Origin of the sequence: Yersinia enterocolitica subsp. enterocolitica, from assembly GCF_901472495.1 — a bacterium.
In the GTDB taxonomy this organism is placed as follows: domain Bacteria; phylum Pseudomonadota; class Gammaproteobacteria; order Enterobacterales; family Enterobacteriaceae; genus Yersinia; species Yersinia enterocolitica.
The window spans coordinates 4,096,924-4,114,830 of the sequence record NZ_LR590469.1; the positions used below are offsets into that span (position 1 = coordinate 4,096,924).

Sequence of the window (17,907 nt, forward strand, 5' to 3'; positions counted from 1 at the left end):
TGGCGGGGCGACTGCACCGATGGGCACTCCGGCGACTTACGTCGCTACGACCCATTCGGTACATTTCCCCGCTTATTAACTCAGTCAGGGCGCTGTGTAGCGTTTTAGTAAACGGGCAGCAAGTTCAGACTCGACAGGATATGGGCGATGGCATTAATCGCCCCGAATAGTAAAATCAATACAATCATCGGGGTACCGCCCCAGACGCGATACAGCGGGCTACCAAAGCGTTTGCGTGAAGCCCGTGCCAGCAGCGCAGGAACAATGGCAGCCCAGACGGTAGCGGCTAGTCCGGCATAACCGATGGCGTAAATGAAACCATCGGGATAAATCAACCCACCCAATATTGGCGGCAGGAAGGTGATGGCAGCTGTTTTTGCCCGACCCAAACGACTGTCGTTAAATTTAAATAAATCAGCTAGATAATCGAATAAGCCCAAAGTGACGCCCAGAAATGAACTGGCGACGGCGAAGTTTGAGAATACTGTCAGCAGTAGATCCATTGACGAACTTTTTAATATCCCGCCCAGCGCACTGACCAGCACATCAATATTACCCCCCTGACTGGCTATTTCGCGAAATTGTGGTCGTGGAATATTCCCCATAGTGCCGACCAACCAGATGATATATAGCGCCAGCGCCAGCAAGGTGCCAAATAACAAGCAGTTGCGGATACGGTGTGGGTTTTTACCGTAATACTTCATCAAACTGGGGACATTACCGTGATAACCGAATGACGCCAGACAAAATGGCAGTGTCATCAATAGATAGGGCAGGTAGCTTGGGTTGGCGTCACTCAGATTAAACAATTTCACCGGTTCGACATGGCCTAACAACCCGCCGAATGTCATAAAGAAAGTGAGTATCTTGGCACCCAGCACGATAGTGGTCATTCGGCTCACCGCGGTGGTACTGAGCCAAACAATAAAAGCGACGAATAAAGCAAAGAACAGGCCGCCCAGTCGGGCTGGGAAGTCTATTCCCATTCCGCGTAGCGTATGCTGAATAACCGAGCCACTGGCAGAGATATAGGCGTAGGTCAGAATATAGAGAACAAAGGCGACGGTCAGGCCATTTATCACATTCCAGCCGTTGCCCAGTAAGTCTTTGGTGATGGTGTCAAAACTGGCACCGGTATGATAGTTGAGGTTGGCTTCGAGGATCATTAATCCTGAGTGAAGCATGCAAAACCAGGTAAAAACCAGAACCGCAATAGACCAATAAAACCAGATCCCTGACATGACAACGGGTAGTGAAAACATCCCTGCGCCGACGATAGTGCCTGCAATAATCATGGCACCGCCGAGGAGGGAAGGATTTTTAATTTTTGCTGCTGTGACCTGATCTTCTAGTGTAGTTTGGGCCATAGTAGGGTGTCCTCGTGTGGTTTTACCACTTATAGAGGTAGCGATTTTGTAGCTGTTTTCCCCCTGCCAGAGCAGCAGGGGGCGTGGTCTTGGTATGGCGGTTGCCGCTTATTCGATAGGTTTTAATCGGGCAACAAAGTGGCGCAGAACAGGGGGTTCGTAGGTGAAGGTTAAGCCTTTGATTTCTTCGGCACGTGATTTGAGTGAAATCAGGGCGTCGGCAATGTAATCCATATGGTCATTGGTATAGACTCGGCGCGGGATGGTCAGGCGCAGCAGTTCCAATGGCGATGGTTTTTGTTTACCGGTTTGTGGATCGCGGCCTAGCAGCAAGGATCCAATTTCCACACTGCGAATACCTGCTTCCAGATACAACGCATTATTCAGGGCCTGTGCCGGGAATTGTTCGGCTGGAATATGCGGCAGCAGGATTTTGGCATCGACAAACACCGCATGACCGCCGGTAGGATATTGAATCGGAATACCGCCAGCACGCAGCCGTTCGCCAAGATACTCTACCTGCCCAATACGGTATGTCAGGAAGTCTTCATTCATCCCTTCTTCCAGCCCAATGGCCAGCGCTTCCATGTCGCGACCGGCCAACCCACCATAAGTGACAAAACCTTCCATTGGCACGCAACGGATACGAACGTCGTTGAATAGGTCTTCATCGGTACGGAAACAGCATAAGCCGCCAATATTTACCATCGGGTCTTTTTTGGCTGACATGGTGAGCATATCGCCATATTGATACATTTCCAGAATGATCTCTTTGATCGATTTATCGCTATAACCCGGCTCGCGTTGTTTGATAAACCAGGCATTTTCACAAAAACGGGCGGAGTCAATCACCACCGGAATATTATGCTGTTGAGCTATGCGATACACTTCGCGCATATTGCTCATTGAAATGGGCTGCCCACCGGAACTGTTACAGGTGACGGTGGTAATAATTGACACCACGTTGTCAGCGCCATATTCGGCAATTGTTGCTTTCAGTTGGTCTAAATCGAAATCACCTTTCCAGTCATAATAAGCCACAGTATCAAAGGCTTTCGGGGTGACAACGTTGATAGCTTTAGCACCATTCATCTCAACGTGAGCGGCGGTGGTATCAAAATGGAAGTTAGAAATAAAGACCGGGTTCTTGGCGCCACCGGCTTTTTGTTTTTTCGCAATCAGGCAAGGGAACAGGATTTGTTCAGCGCCACGGCCCTGATGTGTTGGGATAGTAAATGGGTAGCCAATCAGTTTTTTAACCTGATCACACAGGTGATAATAGTTACGTGAACCGGCGTAGGCCTCATCACCCATCATTAAGCCAGCCCACTGACGGTCACTCATCGCCCCGGTGCCGGAGTCAGTCAGTAAATCAATATAAACATCCTCACTTGGTAATAAGAATGGATTATAGCCCGCTTCAATCAGTGCTTTCTCACGATCTTCCCGATTGGTCATCCGAATATTTTCAACCATTTTAATACGGAAGGGTTCAGGGATGCGTTTCATGGCTTATTACTCCAAATACCCTTTGTACTTGAAGCCGCAGGGGCGTTAGCTGCGCGCACGTACCCGAATCACTTACTTGTAGTTGACCTACTCGAATAAGCTCATCGGGATTTGTTTGCTTGCAGCCTACCTGCAACTCCAATTACTTTGGGTATATATATTAATATTAAAAATGCAGTCATGTAGTAACGAACGAAAATAACTATTCGTATTACCTATGACGGCAACAAAATAAAGAAATGAGTTTTTTCAGCCTAAGCTGAATAAGCAATGGGGGAATTAACGCGGGAAATCGTTGGCAAGGCGGTAATCAATATTAAACCAGGCTCGGCTGTCGCCGGAGATGCGTGCTTGGTAACGCAATGCAATGCGTGTCATAAGGCGCCCTCTAGGTGTGGATAGTGAGTAACAGCATAGCGTTGTTTAAAAAATAAAAAGTGATATTCAGCACAAATTACAATCAATTAAAACTATATTAGAGTCATTAATATTTATGTAATCTAATGGGTTACGGTGCTGTTATATAACAGTCTGATTGATATGGGGTTTGGGTTTTACTGTCAATGGCAAGTGAAGGTGAATGATTTTTTTTGATTAGGATTTTTATCGATTTTAATTGTTGGGTCAGGGGCATCCTGACACCAACAATAGACTCACAAAATGAACTAAAAATAATTAACGTAGGAATTCTGGCTGTTGTTTTTCGTAGGCCGAAATATTACTTTCATGCTGGAGTGTCAGGCCAATACTGTCTAAACCGTTAATCATGCAATGACGACGGAAACTATCAATTTCGAAAGAATAACTTTTTCCACCGGCATTCACCGTTTGGTGTTCTAAATCGACAATAAACTCGATACCTTCATTCTCTTTAACCAGCTGGAATAAAGTATCAATATCACCTTCACTTAATGTTACCGGTAATAATTGGTTATTAAATGAATTGCCGTAAAAAATATCAGCAAAACTCGGAGCAATAACCACTTTAAAACCGAAATCTGTCAGTGCCCAAGGTGCATGTTCACGTGATGAACCGCAGCCGAAGTTTTCGCGTGCTAACAAAATGGTCGCCCCCTGATAGCGCGGTTGGTTCAGCACAAATTCAGGGTTAGGCACTTTGCCTGCATCGTCCAGAAAGCGCCAGTCATTAAACAGGTGCTGACCAAAACCAGTGCGCGTCACTTTTTGCAAAAACTGTTTCGGGATAATCGCGTCGGTATCGACATTCGCCGCATCCAACGGAGCGACCAGACCCGTATGTTGAGTAAAACCAGTGTGTTGAGTAAAACCAGTGTGTTGAGTAAATTTTGTCATGGTGGTATCTCCGGTTAGTGGGTGGCAGCAGATAAGTCGCGGACATCAGCAAAGTGACCACTGACCGCAGCTGCGGCTGCCATTGCCGGGCTAACCAAATGGGTGCGACCCCCACGGCCCTGACGCCCTTCAAAGTTACGGTTGCTGGTGGATGCACAGCGCTCGCCGGGTTCCAGGCGGTCGTTATTCATCGCCAAACACATGGAGCAGCCGGGTAAACGCCACTCAAAACCGGCTTCGATAAAGATTTTATCCAAACCTTCCGCTTCGGCTTGTGCTTTCACCGGGCCGGAGCCGGGCACCACAATCGCCTGCACACCGCTGGCCACTTTACGCCCTTGCGCCACTGCGGCTGCGGCACGTAAATCTTCAATACGCGAGTTAGTGCAAGAACCGATAAAGACTTTATCAATCGCGACTTCGGTCAATTTGATTCCGGGGCGTAAATCCATATAAGCCAAGGCTTTTTCGGCTGAAGCGCGCTCAACAGGATCACTAAAAGACTCTGGTGCCGGGATGATTTGATTAACCGCAATCACCTGGCCCGGATTGGTGCCCCAGGTAACTTGTGGCGCGATATCAGCGGCATCTAAGGTCACCACAGTATCAAATTTAGCGTCAGCATCAGATTTCAAGGTGCGCCAGTAGGCTACGCCTTGTTCCCATTGCTCACCTGTTGGGGCGAATTGACGGCCTTTCAGATAGTTAAAAGTGGTGTCGTCCGGTGCGACTAAACCGGCTTTGGCACCCATTTCAATTGCCATATTGCACAATGTCATGCGGCCTTCCATGCTCAGAGCTTCAATCGCGCTGCCACAGAATTCCACTACATGACCAGTACCACCGGCGCTGCCGGTTTTGCCGATAATTGCTAACACGATATCTTTGGCGGTAATGCCTGGGCCCACCTCACCATTGACTTCGATTTTCATGGTTTTGGCCCGACCTTGCTTCAGCGTCTGGGTGGCCAACACATGTTCAACTTCTGAGGTACCGATACCAAATGCTAATGAGCCAAATGCACCGTGGGTCGCGGTATGGGAATCACCACAAACAATCGTCATTCCCGGCAATGTCATTCCTTGCTCTGGGCCAATAACATGGACAATGCCTTGGAATGGGTGATTCAAGTCATACAAAGACACGCCGAATTCAGCACAGTTCTTGATAAGTTCCTGCATCTGAATGCGGGCCATTTCACCACTGGCATTGATATCTTTGGTTTGTGTCGAAACGTTGTGATCCATGGTGGCAAAGGTTTTACCTGGCTGACGCACCGGGCGGCCCATGGCGCGCAAGCCATCAAAGGCCTGCGGCGATGTCACTTCATGCACTAAGTGGCGATCGATATACAACAGCGGGGTTTCATTCGGCGCTTCGTAAACAATATGCGCATCATACAATTTCTGATATAACGTCTTGTTTTGATATAAGGTTTTACCCATTTTATACCCCCTCCGCCACGAATTTAGCGATGATATCGCCCATTTCGTTGGTGCCGATTGCTGTGCCATCACCGGCCAAATCAGCGGTGCGATAACCTTGTTCCAAAGCACGATTGATGGCATTTTCGATAGCCGCCGCCGCATCGTCTTTACCTAAACTAAAGCGCAATAACAGGGCTAAAGACAGAATTTGCGCGATAGGGTTGGCAATGTTTTTGCCCGCGATATCCGGTGCGGAACCGCCCGCAGGTTCATATAAACCAAAGCCTTGTTCGTTCAGACTGGCAGAGGGCAGCATGCCCATAGAGCCGGTAATCATGGCGCACTCATCTGACAAAATGTCGCCAAACAAGTTAGAGCACAGCAAGACGTCAAACTGGGATGGATCTTTAATTAACTGCATGGTGGCGTTATCAATATACATATGGGATAACGCAACATCTGGATAGTCCGCCGCAATAGCGGTAACGACTTCACGCCACAGAATGGAACTCTGCAACACATTGGCTTTATCAATAGAAGTAACTTTGCCGCCGCGTTTGCGAGCGGACTCAAAAGCAATGCGAGCAATACGTTCAATTTCAAAGCGATGGTAAACTTCGGTATCAAATGCACGTTCGTGCATCCCCTGGCCTTCACGACCTTTGGGTTGACCGAAATAGATCCCGCCGGTTAATTCGCGCACACATAGAATATCGAAACCTTTCGCTGCGATATCACTGCGCAATGGGCAGAAATCTTCTAATCCTTGATACAGACGCGCAGGGCGCAAGTTACTGAATAATTTAAAGTGTTTGCGTAATGGCAACAGCGCACCGCGCTCCGGTTGTTCCGCCGGTGGTAAATGTTCCCATTTCGGGCCGCCCACTGAGCCGAATAAAATGGCGTCGGCTTGTTCGCATCCACTCACTGTTGCTGGTGGTAACGGACTGCCATGACGGTCGATAGCTGCGCCACCGACATCATAAGCGCTGGTTGAAATCTTGATGCTGAAACGCTGGCGCACGGCATCCAATACTTTATTTGCCTGAGCCATTACTTCAGGGCCAATACCGTCTCCGGGCAAAACGGCAATATGATAAGTCTTAGTCATGTTCACACCATTTCCTGATTATTTTGTTGCAGACGCTGCTTCTCGATTTCTACCTGATGAGCGCGCCAGATGTTATTTAATACGTGAACCAACGCCTTAGCAGATGACTCGACAATATCTGTAGCCAGCCCCACACCGTGGAAGCGACGGCCTTTATGGTCAACCACGATATCAACCTGACCTAATGCGTCTTTACCCTGACCATTGGCAGACAGTTGATATTTCACCAGCTCAATGGGGTAATCGGTAATGCGGTTGATGGCTTGATACACCGCGTCAACCGGGCCATTACCTGTGGCGGCTTCTGATTTGATTTCTTCACCACATACCAATTTCACTGATGCGGTCGCCATCACACTCGAACCAGACTGCACACTGAAATAGTCCAAACGGTAATGCTCTGGCTCTTCCTGCTGTTTATTGATGAATGCCAGGGCTTCCAAATCGTAATCAAAAACTTGGCCTTTCTTATCCGCCAGCTTCAGGAACGCGTCATACAAGGAATCCAAATTGTAATCTTTATCCTGATAACCCATTTCTTCCATCCGGTGCTTCACTGCGGCACGGCCCGAGCGGGAAGTCAGGTTTAACTGCACTTCTTTCAAGCCGATGGATTGTGGGGTCATGATTTCGTAGTTTTCGCGATTTTTCAGCACGCCATCCTGATGAATACCGGAGGAATGAGCGAATGCATTGCTACCGACAATAGCTTTGTTTGCAGGTATTGGCATATTGCATAATTTACTGACCAATTGGCTGGTACGGTAAATTTCTTGATGATTAATATTGGTATGTACGCCCAACATGTTTTCGCGCACTTTAATGGCCATGATAACTTCTTCCAGTGAACAGTTACCTGCGCGTTCACCCAAACCATTAATAGTGCCTTCGACCTGACGTGCCCCGGCTTGCACCGCAGTAATGGAGTTGGCAACCGACATACCCAAATCGTCATGGCAATGGACAGAGATAATGGCTTTATCAATATTCGGTACACGCTGATACAAGTCAGTGATGATGCCACCGAATTGATATGGTGTGGTGTAGCCGACGGTATCAGGAATATTGATGGTAGTAGCACCGGCATTGATTGCGGCTTCTACGATACGGCACAAGTTGTCAATTGGAGTACGGCCTGCGTCTTCGCAAGAGAATTCTACGTCATCGGTATAGTTGCGGGCGCGTTTCACTGAATGTACCGCCATCGCCAACACATCATCAAACGAGCGCTTTAACTTGGATTCAATATGTAAGGTAGAGGTCGCCAAAAACACGTGGATACGGAAGGCCTCGGCAATACGCAAAGCTTCTGCGGCAACATCTATATCTTTATCTACACAGCGGGCCAAGGCACACACCCGGCTATTTTTCACTTGCTGCGCGATGGTGCGAACGGATTCAAAATCGCCAGGTGAGGAAACCGGGAAACCGACTTCCATGACATCAACACCCATTCTTTCCAGTGCTAACGCGATTTGCAGCTTCTCTTTTACACTCAAGCTGGCTTGCAATGCTTGTTCACCGTCGCGCAATGTTGTATCGAAAATAATGACTTGTTGGCTCATGGGTTATTCCTTGTCGTGTTTACTTTTGCGCTTAGCGGGTAAAAAAAAAACCCGCGCATTTGCGCGGGCTTGTTAATCTTGATGACTGAATCAGTTCTGATTTCCGTCCACCAACATACCGCGCAAGAGAGATGCGTTAAGTAGTAGGCCTAGTAGACGGGTTGAGTAGAACATGATTTTTCAGTTTCTCATTAGTTAAAATATTGCGTTGCATAAATTGATACGTGAATTCTATGGTTGTGTCAACATTTGTTTAAAATGGCGTGTTCAACTGGTTACGGGGATTCTAAATTCCTTATAACGGCATATAAAACCTAAAAGTTAAATTTTTAAGTTTTATCATCTAAAAATACAAGTGATATTTTTTACTTTGTTTGGTATAACGTTAAAATTATGGATTATTGTTCTCTTTACGATTTTATGAACAGATCGGCTATTTACTCTCAGACTATGGACTGTTAAAAACCGCGTTAGGGAATAGGGGCGCAGAGAAGTGTTAAACGTAATAAGTTAATAATCAAATAATCCAACAGCAGGGGATCTTATTTTTTATTTATATAGGTAAGGGTTTTATATGTATTATATTTTATCTTATCACCTGGATTGGTTCATGCTTCTTATATTTTATGGCTATTTATATTAATTATAACTAGATTAAGGTCTAAACCCCTCGCTATTATTGTTTTTTTAAGATCAATTAAGGATTAATAAGTTATAAGTGGAGAATTTATTATTCATTAATGTCATAGTTGTTAATGTTCTCATTTTGTGATGTGAACATGTCAAGGTTATATTTTAATGCTGACAAGATGTTGTCTTGTTATTGATAATGTAGATTAGTTCTATTCACCATGCAAAATATTTTGCATATGTTTATTGTTTATATGTATGCCTATGGATATTTACTGATTACCAAATGCATTAGGTGTGATTTATATTTTCGCACTTATACAAGGATGAGACTCGATTCTACCTCGTCGAGGTATTAAAGAGAATATTGGTATCATTAATGATAAGTGTTCAAAGATATTTTTGAAAAAGAGACAAATATCTATGAGGTTATTTATTAATCATGCCATCTGCATAAAGCTTAGTGGAGTTAAGCATGTTTGAACACAACTTAGTAATTGACAGTCAAGTCACTAAAAAGGAAGGTAACGATGTTCATTTACGCAGTGTTGACCTTAATCTATTAACTGTTTTCGATGCTGTGATGCAAATGCATAATGTCACACGCGCAGCACAGTCACTGGGAATGTCCCAGCCTGCGGTAAGTAATGCTGTTGCTCGTCTTAAAGTGATGTTTAATGATGAATTGTTCGTGCGTTATGGTCGAGGTATTCAGCCAACGGCCAGAGCGCGGCAGCTTTTTGGCCCTGTTAGGCAAGCATTGCAATTAGTACAAAATGAGTTGCCAGGTGCGGGGTTTGAAGCTAAAAACAGTGGGAGAGTATTTAATCTATCTATTTGTAGCCCTCTGGATATCAGGTTGATAGCACCGATTATACAACGAGTTAATCAATTAGCACCTAATGTTCAGCTCATTGTTAGATCTTATCTTAATGAGAACATTGAGCATCAATTACGTTATCAAGAAACAGAGTTTGTGATAGGTTATACCAAATTCGAACGTTCAGATTTTCATCATGTCTCATTATCCAATGATGAATTAGTTTTAGCGGTATCTAAAAATCATCCACGTATTGATAATTCAATTACGCAAGAACAACTCCTTTCTGAATCACATGCGATTGTCTCATTGGATAAAGTGGGTTCTTTCAGCCAACTTTATTATGAATCAGCTATTAGCACCAAAAATATTGCTTATGAAAGTACTGATATGAACAGTGTGCTGAATATCGTATCTCAAACTAGCTTTGTCGCCATTGCTCCTCGCTGGTTGGTTCAAACATACAGTGAAGCGCTTAATCTGAAACTGATTTCCTTACCTTGGGAAGAAACATGTCGCCCATGTTACCTCACCTGGCATGAATCAACGGATAGAGATAAAGGACATCAGTGGATGAAAGAATTACTCAGCCAGCTTAATATTCCTTCTTAATTATTATCATTAAGTCCTGCTGCTGAAGTTGTCTTATTCTCAGTGGCAGGCAAGGGCAGCAGTTACCTTTAACATCATTATTTCTGGTGTTTAATTATGATCCAATCCAGCCAAATGCTTTTATCCACTTTAATTCCCTCTCTATTACTCTGACTGCTGTATTTTTCGTCAAAATCCATTTCAGCTCACACTTCTGTGCCGAATTTTATTTGCCATAGCCTATAGAGTGAGTAGACTGCGCGAAAAAAAGTGAACGCATGTAAGTTGAAAGCTAACAGGCAAAAAGTGGCGGTACACTTTAACGAATGATTTCCCAGCGAGCTGCGATGTTTATGACCCAAATATTAGATCAATACCACCTTGTGCGCCGTTTGCGCCAACAAATAAGCCAGAGAACCGACAAAGTCGCCTTTCGTGAATGGTCGCCAGAAGGGGAAAATCAGCTGACCTGGCGGCAGATTGATACTCACGTAACGCGGATCTCTGCGGCTTTGTTGTCCTTGGGGGCTGCCATCCAAGAGCGTATTGGGATTTTTGCTAATAACAGCATGGCCTGGTCATTGGCGGATTTAGCTATTTTACAGATTCGTGGCGTGAGTGTGCCGTTGTATGCCACCAATACAACGGCTCAAGCGGCTTATGTCGTGAATGATGCTGATGTGCGTATTTTGTTTGTCGGTGGACAAGCACAATTTGACGTTGCGATCACACTCAAGCCGCTGTGTCCGCAGCTTAGCCATATTGTTGTATTAGACCCTGGTGTTGATTTACGTGGTTGCGAATATGCTCAACATTTGGCTGATTTTGAACAACAGCCAGATGCCGTACAACAGCATCTATTAACCGCGCGTATAGAAGGTTGCGATTTAAGTGACTTATTCACCTTGATCTATACCTCAGGTACCACGGGGGAACCGAAAGGTGTGATGCTGGAGTACCGAAATATGGCGGCTCAGCTCTACTTACATGACCAACGTTTGACCCTGACATCTGACGATACTTCTCTTAGCTTCTTGCCGTTGTCCCATGTGTTTGAGCGGGCCTGGAGTTTTTATGTCATGCATACTGGCGCGCAAAATGTGTATATCAGTGACACTAATTGGGTACGCGCAGCGATGCAGACAGTAAAACCGACAGTCATGTGTGCGGTTCCCCGTTTCTACGAGAAAGTGTTCAGCGCCATTAATGATAAAGTTGCTCTGGCGAAATGGCATCGCCGGATGTTATTCCGCTGGGCGGTAGGGTGTGGCGAGCGCAAATTCCAAAATTTGCAAAGTGGGCAAACCTCATCGTGGCTCTCTGAGCAGATGTATAAGCTGGCCGATCGTTTAGTATTGAGTAAATTGCGCGGTGTTCTGGGTGGGAAAGTTCGCTTTTTACCGGCGGCAGGTGCTCGACTGGATGATAATATCATTCTGTTTTTCCAGGCAATTGGTATCAATATCAAATACGGCTATGGCATGACAGAGACCTGCGCTACTGTTTCTTGTTGGGAAGAAACAGATTTCCGTTTTGGCTCTATCGGTAAGCCATTGCCGGGGATCGAGGTGCGTCTGGGCGCTGAAAATGAAATTCAGGTGCGCGGTCCGATTGTGATGCGCGGCTATTTCAATAAACCCCAAGAGACGGCGGAGTCTTTTACGGAAGATGGATGGCTCAAAACAGGTGATGCCGGCGCATTAGATCCACAGGGGAATTTATTCATCACTGAACGGCTGAAAGATTTGATGAAAACCTCCGGCGGGAAATATATTGCGCCGCAGATGATTGAAGGCACCTTGGGTCAGGATCGATTTATCGAGCAGATTGCTATTATTGCCGATACCCGCAAATTTGTTTCTGCGCTGATTGTTCCATGTTTCGAGTCACTGGAAGAATATGCTCATTCGATAAACCTGAAATACCATGACAGACTAGAACTGTTGCGCCATAGCCATATTGTCAGTTTGTTTGAGCAACGACTGAAAGATATGCAAAAAGAGCTGGCAAAGTTTGAACAAGTTAAGCGTTTTACTCTGTTGCCGCAGGCCTTCACGATGGAGACCGGTGAATTGACTCCGACCATGAAATTACGGCGTAAAATCATTCTCCAGCGTTATCAGAATGAAATTGACTCCATGTACCGCGACTGACCCAGCATCATTTTCACGGTAACGGCCGATATCTGTCTGATGATAGCGGCCGTTGCTGACTTTCTGACCAAGCGTCTCTCTTCTCCTCTCTCTTTGCGCGCAGTGACTATTTTGCTGTACCTGATGTGCAAAAATTCTCAGCCTGATTTAGTTCTTTGATTAATGAGTAAGTCGGCGTGAAAAACAAGTTTGTTAGAGCTAAGGCAGTGTTTTATTTTTCTGATGAAGAAAAATCCAGTTTGTGACCAACACAATTGCCTTTAAACAGATAATTGCTGTTTGCCTGCCAGAAATTCTGACGTTATGTTAATAAGTTAGTTATGTTAATAAACATTAGAACTATAACAAACAAAGATAGGAATACAGGGCGTTGTGCCTTTCCTAGCGGATTTCGTGGAAATGATTTCCCGTTATCCAATGAGCAAACTAAGCCTGGAGGCAAAACCCATGGAGATGTTGTCAGGAGCCGAGATGGTGGTCCGATCGTTAATCGATCAGGGCGTTAAGCATGTATTCGGTTATCCCGGCGGGGCCGTACTTGATATCTACGATGCCCTGCACACGGTCGGAGGCATTGATCACGTGCTGGTGCGCCACGAACAAGGTGCGGTTCATATGGCCGATGGTTATGCACGTGCCACAGGTGAGGTAGGGGTGGTGCTAGTCACATCTGGCCCCGGTGCGACCAATGCCATAACCGGCATTGCAACGGCGTATATGGATTCAGTGCCAATGGTGGTGCTTTCTGGCCAGGTACCTAGCTCATTGATTGGCTTTGATGCTTTCCAGGAATGTGACATGGTGGGGATCTCCCGGCCCGTCGTCAAACACAGCTTCCTGGTTAAACGTACTGAAGATATTCCAACCGTATTGAAAAAAGCGTTTTATCTGGCATCGACAGGCCGCCCTGGCCCGGTAGTTATTGATCTACCAAAAGATATCGTCGGCCCAGCGGTGAAAATGCCTTATGCCTACCCTGAACAAGTCAGTTTGCGCTCTTATAATCCGACGGTGCAAGGCCATCGCGGGCAGATTAAACGCGCACTGCAAACTATTTTAGCGGCTAAAAGACCTATCATGTATGTCGGCGGCGGGGCCATTAACTCAGCTTGCCATGAAGAGTTACTGACTTTGGCTGAAAAGCTTAATTTGCCGGTCACCAGCTCCCTGATGGGATTAGGTAGTTTCCCTGGGACACATCGCCAAAGTGTCGGTATGTTGGGGATGCACGGGACGTTTGAGGCCAACATGGCGATGCACAATACGGATCTGATTTTTGCCGTTGGCGTGCGCTTTGATGACCGCACCACCAATAATCTGGCGAAATATTGCCCGAATGCTGCTGTGGTACACATTGATATTGACCCGACGTCCATATCAAAAACCGTGGAAGCTGATATTCCGATTGTTGGCGATGCCAAACAAGTTCTGACACAAATGCTGGACTTGTTGCCGCAAATTGATTGCGCACAAGATTTTGATAGTTTGCGTGATTGGTGGCAATCCATTGAACAATGGCGTGCCCGTGATTGCCTGAGTTACGCCAAAGACAGTGGAAAAATCAAGCCGCAGGCGGTGATCGAAACATTACACCGCCTGACCAAAGGTGATGCCTATGTCACCTCTGATGTCGGCCAGCACCAAATGTTTGCCGCACTGTACTATCCCTTTGATAAACCACGCCATTGGATCAACTCAGGTGGCCTGGGTACCATGGGCTTTGGTCTGCCAGCGGCCCTGGGGGTGAAACTGGCTCTACCGGATGAAACTGTGGTATGTGTCACCGGTGATGGCAGTATCCAAATGAATATTCAGGAATTATCTACCGCTCTGCAATACAACTTGCCGGTATTGGTCTTGAACCTGAACAACCGCTATCTTGGCATGGTGAAGCAGTGGCAGGATATGATCTATTCTGGCCGACATTCACAGTCTTACATGGATTCTCTACCTGATTTCGTCAAATTGGCCGAAGCATATGGTCATATTGGTGTTTCTATCCGCACTCCTGATGAGTTGGAAAGTAAACTGGCTGATGCTTTGACACAATTATTCGAGACCAATCGCCTGGTATTTGTGGATGTAACTGTCGATGAAACAGAACATGTTTACCCGATGCAGATTCGCGGCGGTGGCATGGACGAAATGTGGCTTAGTAAAACGGAGAGGACATAATTATGCGCCGCCGGATTTTATCAGTTTTGCTGGAAAACGAATCAGGTGCCTTATCAAGAGTGGTGGGCCTATTTTCTCAGCGCGGTTATAACATTGAAAGTTTGACGGTTGCACCGACCGATGATCCTACATTGTCGAGAATGACTATCCAAACCGTAGGTGATGCCAAGGTTCTGGAGCAGATTGAAAAACAACTGCATAAATTAGTCGATGTATTGCGTGTTAGCGAGCTGGTTTCCGGTTCACATGTTGAGCGCGAAATCATGCTGGTGAAATTGCAAGCCAGCGGTTACGGGCGTGAAGAAGTGAAGCGTTGTGCTGAAATCTTCCGAGGGCAGATTGTGGATGTTACCGCGACTCTCTATACCGTGCAGCTTGCTGGTACCAGCGACAAATTGGACGCATTTTTAAATGCGGTGCGGGAAGTGGCAGAAATTGTTGAAGTTGCTCGCTCCGGTATTGTTGGTGTGTCACGCGGTGACAAGATTATGCGTTAATGAAACTTATTAACACTGAATAATCTCCAATAATCAGGCTCAGCCAGTAGGCTGGGCTTTTTTTTCTTATTTTTTAACCGGAGTAGCGTTATGTGGCGGTTAAAGCGGTTGCTCAATAGTGAGTTCTGCTGTTAGATCATATCCATGATTAAACTATGTCTATATACCCGTCATACTTCAAGCTGCATGTGCGTTGGCTGCACTCAATCACCCGAACCACTTACTCGTGTAAGCTCATCGGGATTTTCTCGCTTGCCGCCTTCCTGCAACTCGAATTATTTAGCGTATAGATATCTTAGTCTAAGCTACAACTTCACTCTACAGGGTATATAAGGGGTCTATGTGAAACTGGATGAAATCGCGCGCCTTGCAGGTGTTTCGCGCACTACGGCCAGTTATGTCATTAATGGCAAAGCGAAACAGTACCGGGTCAGCGATAAAACAGTCGACAAAGTTATGGCGGTTGTCAGGGAACATAACTATCACCCAAATGCTGTTGCAGCAGGGTTGCGCGCGGGCAGAACGCGTTCAATTGGTTTGGTTATCCCGGATCTGGAGAATACCAGCTATACCCGTATCGCGAATTATTTGGAACGTCAGGCTCGCCAGCGGGGTTATCAGCTCCTGATCGCGTGTTCTGAGGACCAGCCTGATAATGAAATGCGCTGCATCGAGCACTTGTTACAGCGCCAGGTTGACGCCATTATCGTTTCTACAGCTCTGCCACCTGAGCACCCTTTTTACCAGCGCTGGGCAAATGATCCATTACCGATAATCGCGCTCGATCGTGCGCTAGATCGGGAGCACTTCATTAGTGTTGTCGGTGCGGATCAAGAAGATGCGCAGATGTTGGCACAAGAACTGCGCTCTTTCCCGGCAGAATCCGTCTTGTATCTGGGCGCGTTGCCAGAATTGTCGGTCAGTTTCCTGCGAGAGATGGGGTTCCGTGAGGCGTGGAAAGACGATCCGCGTAAGGTCGATTACCTGTATGCCAACAGTTACGAGCGCGAAGCTGCGGGTACGCTGTTTGCGCAGTGGCTCAAGACCCATCCTATGCCGCAAGCGCTGTTTACCACCTCATTCCAGCTATTGCAGGGCGTTATGGATGTCACTTTAAAACAAAGTGGGCGTCTACCCAGCAATCTGGCTATTGCCACTTTTGGCGATAATGAGCTGTTGGATTTCCTCGAATGCCCAGTATTGGCAGTAGCACAACGTCACCGCGATGTCGCTGAACGTGTGCTGGAGTTAGTATTAGCCAGTCTGGATGAACCACATAAGCCAAAACCTGGGTTAACTCGCATTCGCCGCAATTTGTTCCGCCGCGGTAGCTTAAGTCGCAAATAATCTACGCTTTAGCAAATCAGGGCTCGTTGGAGGCCCTGATTGCAAGTCACAACAATCAAATATACCCTGCGACGCGAAACAGCTTGCGGCAATACTCCAAAAAATAGCCATAAGCCACACCCATAGCCATTGAAACCAAGGCGTTACTCGCGACTGCCGTGGTTATCTGTTCTAAATCCGCACCAACAGACCACAGAATTAAGGCATAGACTGGCGACTGGAAGCTGACATAAGCCAGTAAGTCGGCAAGGTTCCTCGCCCACATATGTTCACCTGCATGGCGACGTGCAAAACGGATGAACGCATCACGATACACGCCGTAGGGCCAGGCAATCAGAATGTTGACGGGAATTGAGACCAGCCGGGAAGAGAGCGACTGCTGAAATGTCATTCCAGAGATCACTATTTCAATTATCATGCCGATGACAAAACAATACACCACAAGTGCAAAAGTATCGGCTGCGGCACTACGCAGACGGGACCTAGTTGAAAACATTGTCATTAACTCCCTAATTGGGGGAAAAATCTGTCGAAACCTCCATTACTGAAATTAATGGCAGGTTTTATGTATTGCTCATTATTTAAATTGCAGGTGATTGTATTGTTATTTTGCTTTTTGTGTAGTTTACAGTGCTGCTGTTGGTAATATAACTAGCTTAAAATTTTTATTTTTAACATTTGTCTGATTTTTATACTTCGTACTGCGAGGAATTGGGCTTTTCGTGGTTTTTTAAATGGCGTCACATGTGTTTTATGTTTAAAAACATATGGTTAATCATTATGGTGGTGGGCGGAGAAACACTGCGTGTCAGGCGGAAATTTAAAATAAACGAAAGAAAGAACATTAATTTACAGTCTTTTCCTAATTTAAGATTTATCTGTCTGAAGGTATTCATATTTCATCAATACCTAAAAATAGGCGCTAATAATTTATTTCAAAATAGATTAATCCTTATCGGTTAATTGAAGTAAAATGTCTGCCGGGTAACACTTGTTGTTATCAAGGGTATTATTGTATTACCGTCGATTTTGCTGCTGACTGCACTGCTTTTTCTTAGGAAACGCCAGCCGCCGCGGGTTTTGTACTCAAAGTGTGTCATTTCAAGTCGTACGATTTTTATACTAAAAATGAGACATTCCTTGCAGAAGGAAATAATGCGTCAATTAATTGACAATTTATTATTTATTTTAGTTACCGGAATTACTGGCGGAAAAATAGCCCGTTTATCATGACGTTAATTTCTATTCCAACCGCGAAAATAGCCCCTTATACGAGATATATCTCAAAAACGGCCCATAAATATTGTCAAAGCGCATCCGCTCTGGCTTGACAAGGTTTTCATACCATCCGTAAACTCTTTAATGTGGGAATTTGTGGGATAAAGTGGCGAATTGGGTCAT

Annotated in this window: 13 protein-coding genes; 5 read left to right on the forward strand and 8 right to left on the reverse strand. The window is 45.8% G+C overall.

All coding sequences use genetic code 11. The features are described from left to right. Nucleotides 1–104: 104 nt before the first annotated feature. The 7 genes from mtr to leuA all read right to left on the reverse strand — a co-directional run bounded on the left by mtr (nucleotide 105) and on the right by leuA (nucleotide 8,293). The gene (mtr, locus tag FGL26_RS19350; protein ID WP_011815557.1) at nucleotides 105–1,367 is read right to left on the reverse strand and encodes a tryptophan permease; all 1,263 of its coding nucleotides are present in this window, start codon (nucleotides 1,365–1,367) and stop codon (nucleotides 105–107) included. A gap of 108 nt (nucleotides 1,368–1,475) precedes the next feature. Then, nucleotides 1,476–2,876, reverse strand: coding sequence for a tryptophanase (gene tnaA, locus FGL26_RS19355; RefSeq protein WP_005167041.1), 1,401 nt, complete (start codon nucleotides 2,874–2,876; stop codon nucleotides 1,476–1,478). A 279-nt stretch (nucleotides 2,877–3,155) separates the two neighbouring features. Then, nucleotides 3,156–3,254 carry a tryptophanase leader peptide gene (tnaC, locus tag FGL26_RS19360; RefSeq protein WP_005156906.1) on the reverse strand — a complete coding sequence of 33 codons (99 nt, stop codon included), beginning with the start codon at nucleotides 3,252–3,254 and terminating at the stop codon, nucleotides 3,156–3,158. A gap of 297 nt (nucleotides 3,255–3,551) precedes the next feature. Then, nucleotides 3,552–4,190, reverse strand: coding sequence for a 3-isopropylmalate dehydratase small subunit (leuD, locus tag FGL26_RS19365; RefSeq protein WP_005167042.1), 639 nt, complete (start codon nucleotides 4,188–4,190; stop codon nucleotides 3,552–3,554). Nucleotides 4,191–4,204: 14 nt separating this feature from the next. Continuing rightward, nucleotides 4,205–5,635: a 3-isopropylmalate dehydratase large subunit gene (gene leuC / locus FGL26_RS19370; protein ID WP_005167044.1), complete on the reverse strand. Its 1,431-nt coding sequence runs from the start codon at nucleotides 5,633–5,635 to the stop codon at nucleotides 4,205–4,207. A gap of 1 nt (nucleotide 5,636) precedes the next feature. After that, the gene (gene leuB / locus FGL26_RS19375) at nucleotides 5,637–6,728 is read right to left on the reverse strand and encodes a 3-isopropylmalate dehydrogenase (RefSeq protein WP_005167046.1); all 1,092 of its coding nucleotides are present in this window, start codon (nucleotides 6,726–6,728) and stop codon (nucleotides 5,637–5,639) included. Nucleotides 6,729–6,730: 2 nt separating this feature from the next. Next, nucleotides 6,731–8,293, reverse strand: a complete 1,563-nt coding sequence (gene leuA / locus FGL26_RS19380) for a 2-isopropylmalate synthase (RefSeq protein WP_005167047.1) — start codon at nucleotides 8,291–8,293, stop codon at nucleotides 6,731–6,733. 1,105 nt (nucleotides 8,294–9,398) lie between these two features. On the opposite strand from leuA, the gene leuO reads away from it, so the two are divergent. The 5 genes from leuO (at nucleotide 9,399) to cra (ending at nucleotide 16,506) form a co-directional block, all read left to right on the forward strand. Further along, nucleotides 9,399–10,355 (forward strand): transcriptional regulator LeuO, encoded by a 957-nt coding sequence (leuO, locus tag FGL26_RS19390; RefSeq protein ID WP_005167050.1) that lies wholly within the window; start codon nucleotides 9,399–9,401, stop codon nucleotides 10,353–10,355. Between the two features lie 332 nt (nucleotides 10,356–10,687). Continuing rightward, nucleotides 10,688–12,487: an AMP-dependent synthetase/ligase gene (locus FGL26_RS19395; RefSeq protein WP_032909345.1), complete on the forward strand. Its 1,800-nt coding sequence runs from the start codon at nucleotides 10,688–10,690 to the stop codon at nucleotides 12,485–12,487. 447 nt (nucleotides 12,488–12,934) lie between these two features. Further along, nucleotides 12,935–14,662, forward strand: a complete 1,728-nt coding sequence (ilvI, locus tag FGL26_RS19400; RefSeq protein ID WP_005167055.1) for an acetolactate synthase 3 large subunit — start codon at nucleotides 12,935–12,937, stop codon at nucleotides 14,660–14,662. A gap of 2 nt (nucleotides 14,663–14,664) precedes the next feature. Then, nucleotides 14,665–15,159, forward strand: a complete 495-nt coding sequence (ilvN, locus tag FGL26_RS19405) for an acetolactate synthase small subunit (protein WP_004388986.1) — start codon at nucleotides 14,665–14,667, stop codon at nucleotides 15,157–15,159. Nucleotides 15,160–15,501: 342 nt separating this feature from the next. Next, complete coding sequence (gene cra / locus FGL26_RS19410; RefSeq protein ID WP_005167058.1) at nucleotides 15,502–16,506, forward strand: catabolite repressor/activator; 1,005 nt, start codon at nucleotides 15,502–15,504, stop codon at nucleotides 16,504–16,506. Nucleotides 16,507–16,561: 55 nt separating this feature from the next. Here cra and FGL26_RS19415 read toward each other — a convergent pair whose 3' ends face one another. After that, on the reverse strand, nucleotides 16,562–17,002 hold the full coding sequence (locus FGL26_RS19415; RefSeq protein ID WP_005167060.1) for an L-alanine exporter AlaE: 441 nt from the start codon (nucleotides 17,000–17,002) through the stop codon (nucleotides 16,562–16,564). Nucleotides 17,003–17,907: the final 905 nt, after the last annotated feature.

Excerpts from the sequence above, each read along its gene's own strand:
- mtr (WP_011815557.1), bottom strand. The coding sequence starts at position 1,367 with ATGGCCCAAACTACACTAGAAGATCAGGTCACAGCAGCAAAAATTAAA.
- tnaA (WP_005167041.1), bottom strand. The coding sequence starts at position 2,876 with ATGAAACGCATCCCTGAACCCTTCCGTATTAAAATGGTTGAAAATATT.
- tnaC (WP_005156906.1), bottom strand. The coding sequence starts at position 3,254 with ATGACACGCATTGCATTGCGTTACCAAGCACGCATCTCCGGCGACAGC.
- leuD (WP_005167042.1), bottom strand. The coding sequence starts at position 4,190 with ATGACAAAATTTACTCAACACACTGGTTTTACTCAACACACTGGTTTT.
- leuC (WP_005167044.1), bottom strand. The coding sequence starts at position 5,635 with ATGGGTAAAACCTTATATCAAAACAAGACGTTATATCAGAAATTGTAT.
- leuB (WP_005167046.1), bottom strand. The coding sequence starts at position 6,728 with ATGACTAAGACTTATCATATTGCCGTTTTGCCCGGAGACGGTATTGGC.
- leuA (WP_005167047.1), bottom strand. The coding sequence starts at position 8,293 with ATGAGCCAACAAGTCATTATTTTCGATACAACATTGCGCGACGGTGAA.
- leuO (WP_005167050.1), top strand. The coding sequence starts at position 9,399 with ATGTTTGAACACAACTTAGTAATTGACAGTCAAGTCACTAAAAAGGAA.
- FGL26_RS19395 (WP_032909345.1), top strand. The coding sequence starts at position 10,688 with ATGACCCAAATATTAGATCAATACCACCTTGTGCGCCGTTTGCGCCAA.
- ilvI (WP_005167055.1), top strand. The coding sequence starts at position 12,935 with ATGGAGATGTTGTCAGGAGCCGAGATGGTGGTCCGATCGTTAATCGAT.
- ilvN (WP_004388986.1), top strand. The coding sequence starts at position 14,665 with ATGCGCCGCCGGATTTTATCAGTTTTGCTGGAAAACGAATCAGGTGCC.
- FGL26_RS19415 (WP_005167060.1), bottom strand. The coding sequence starts at position 17,002 with ATGTTTTCAACTAGGTCCCGTCTGCGTAGTGCCGCAGCCGATACTTTT.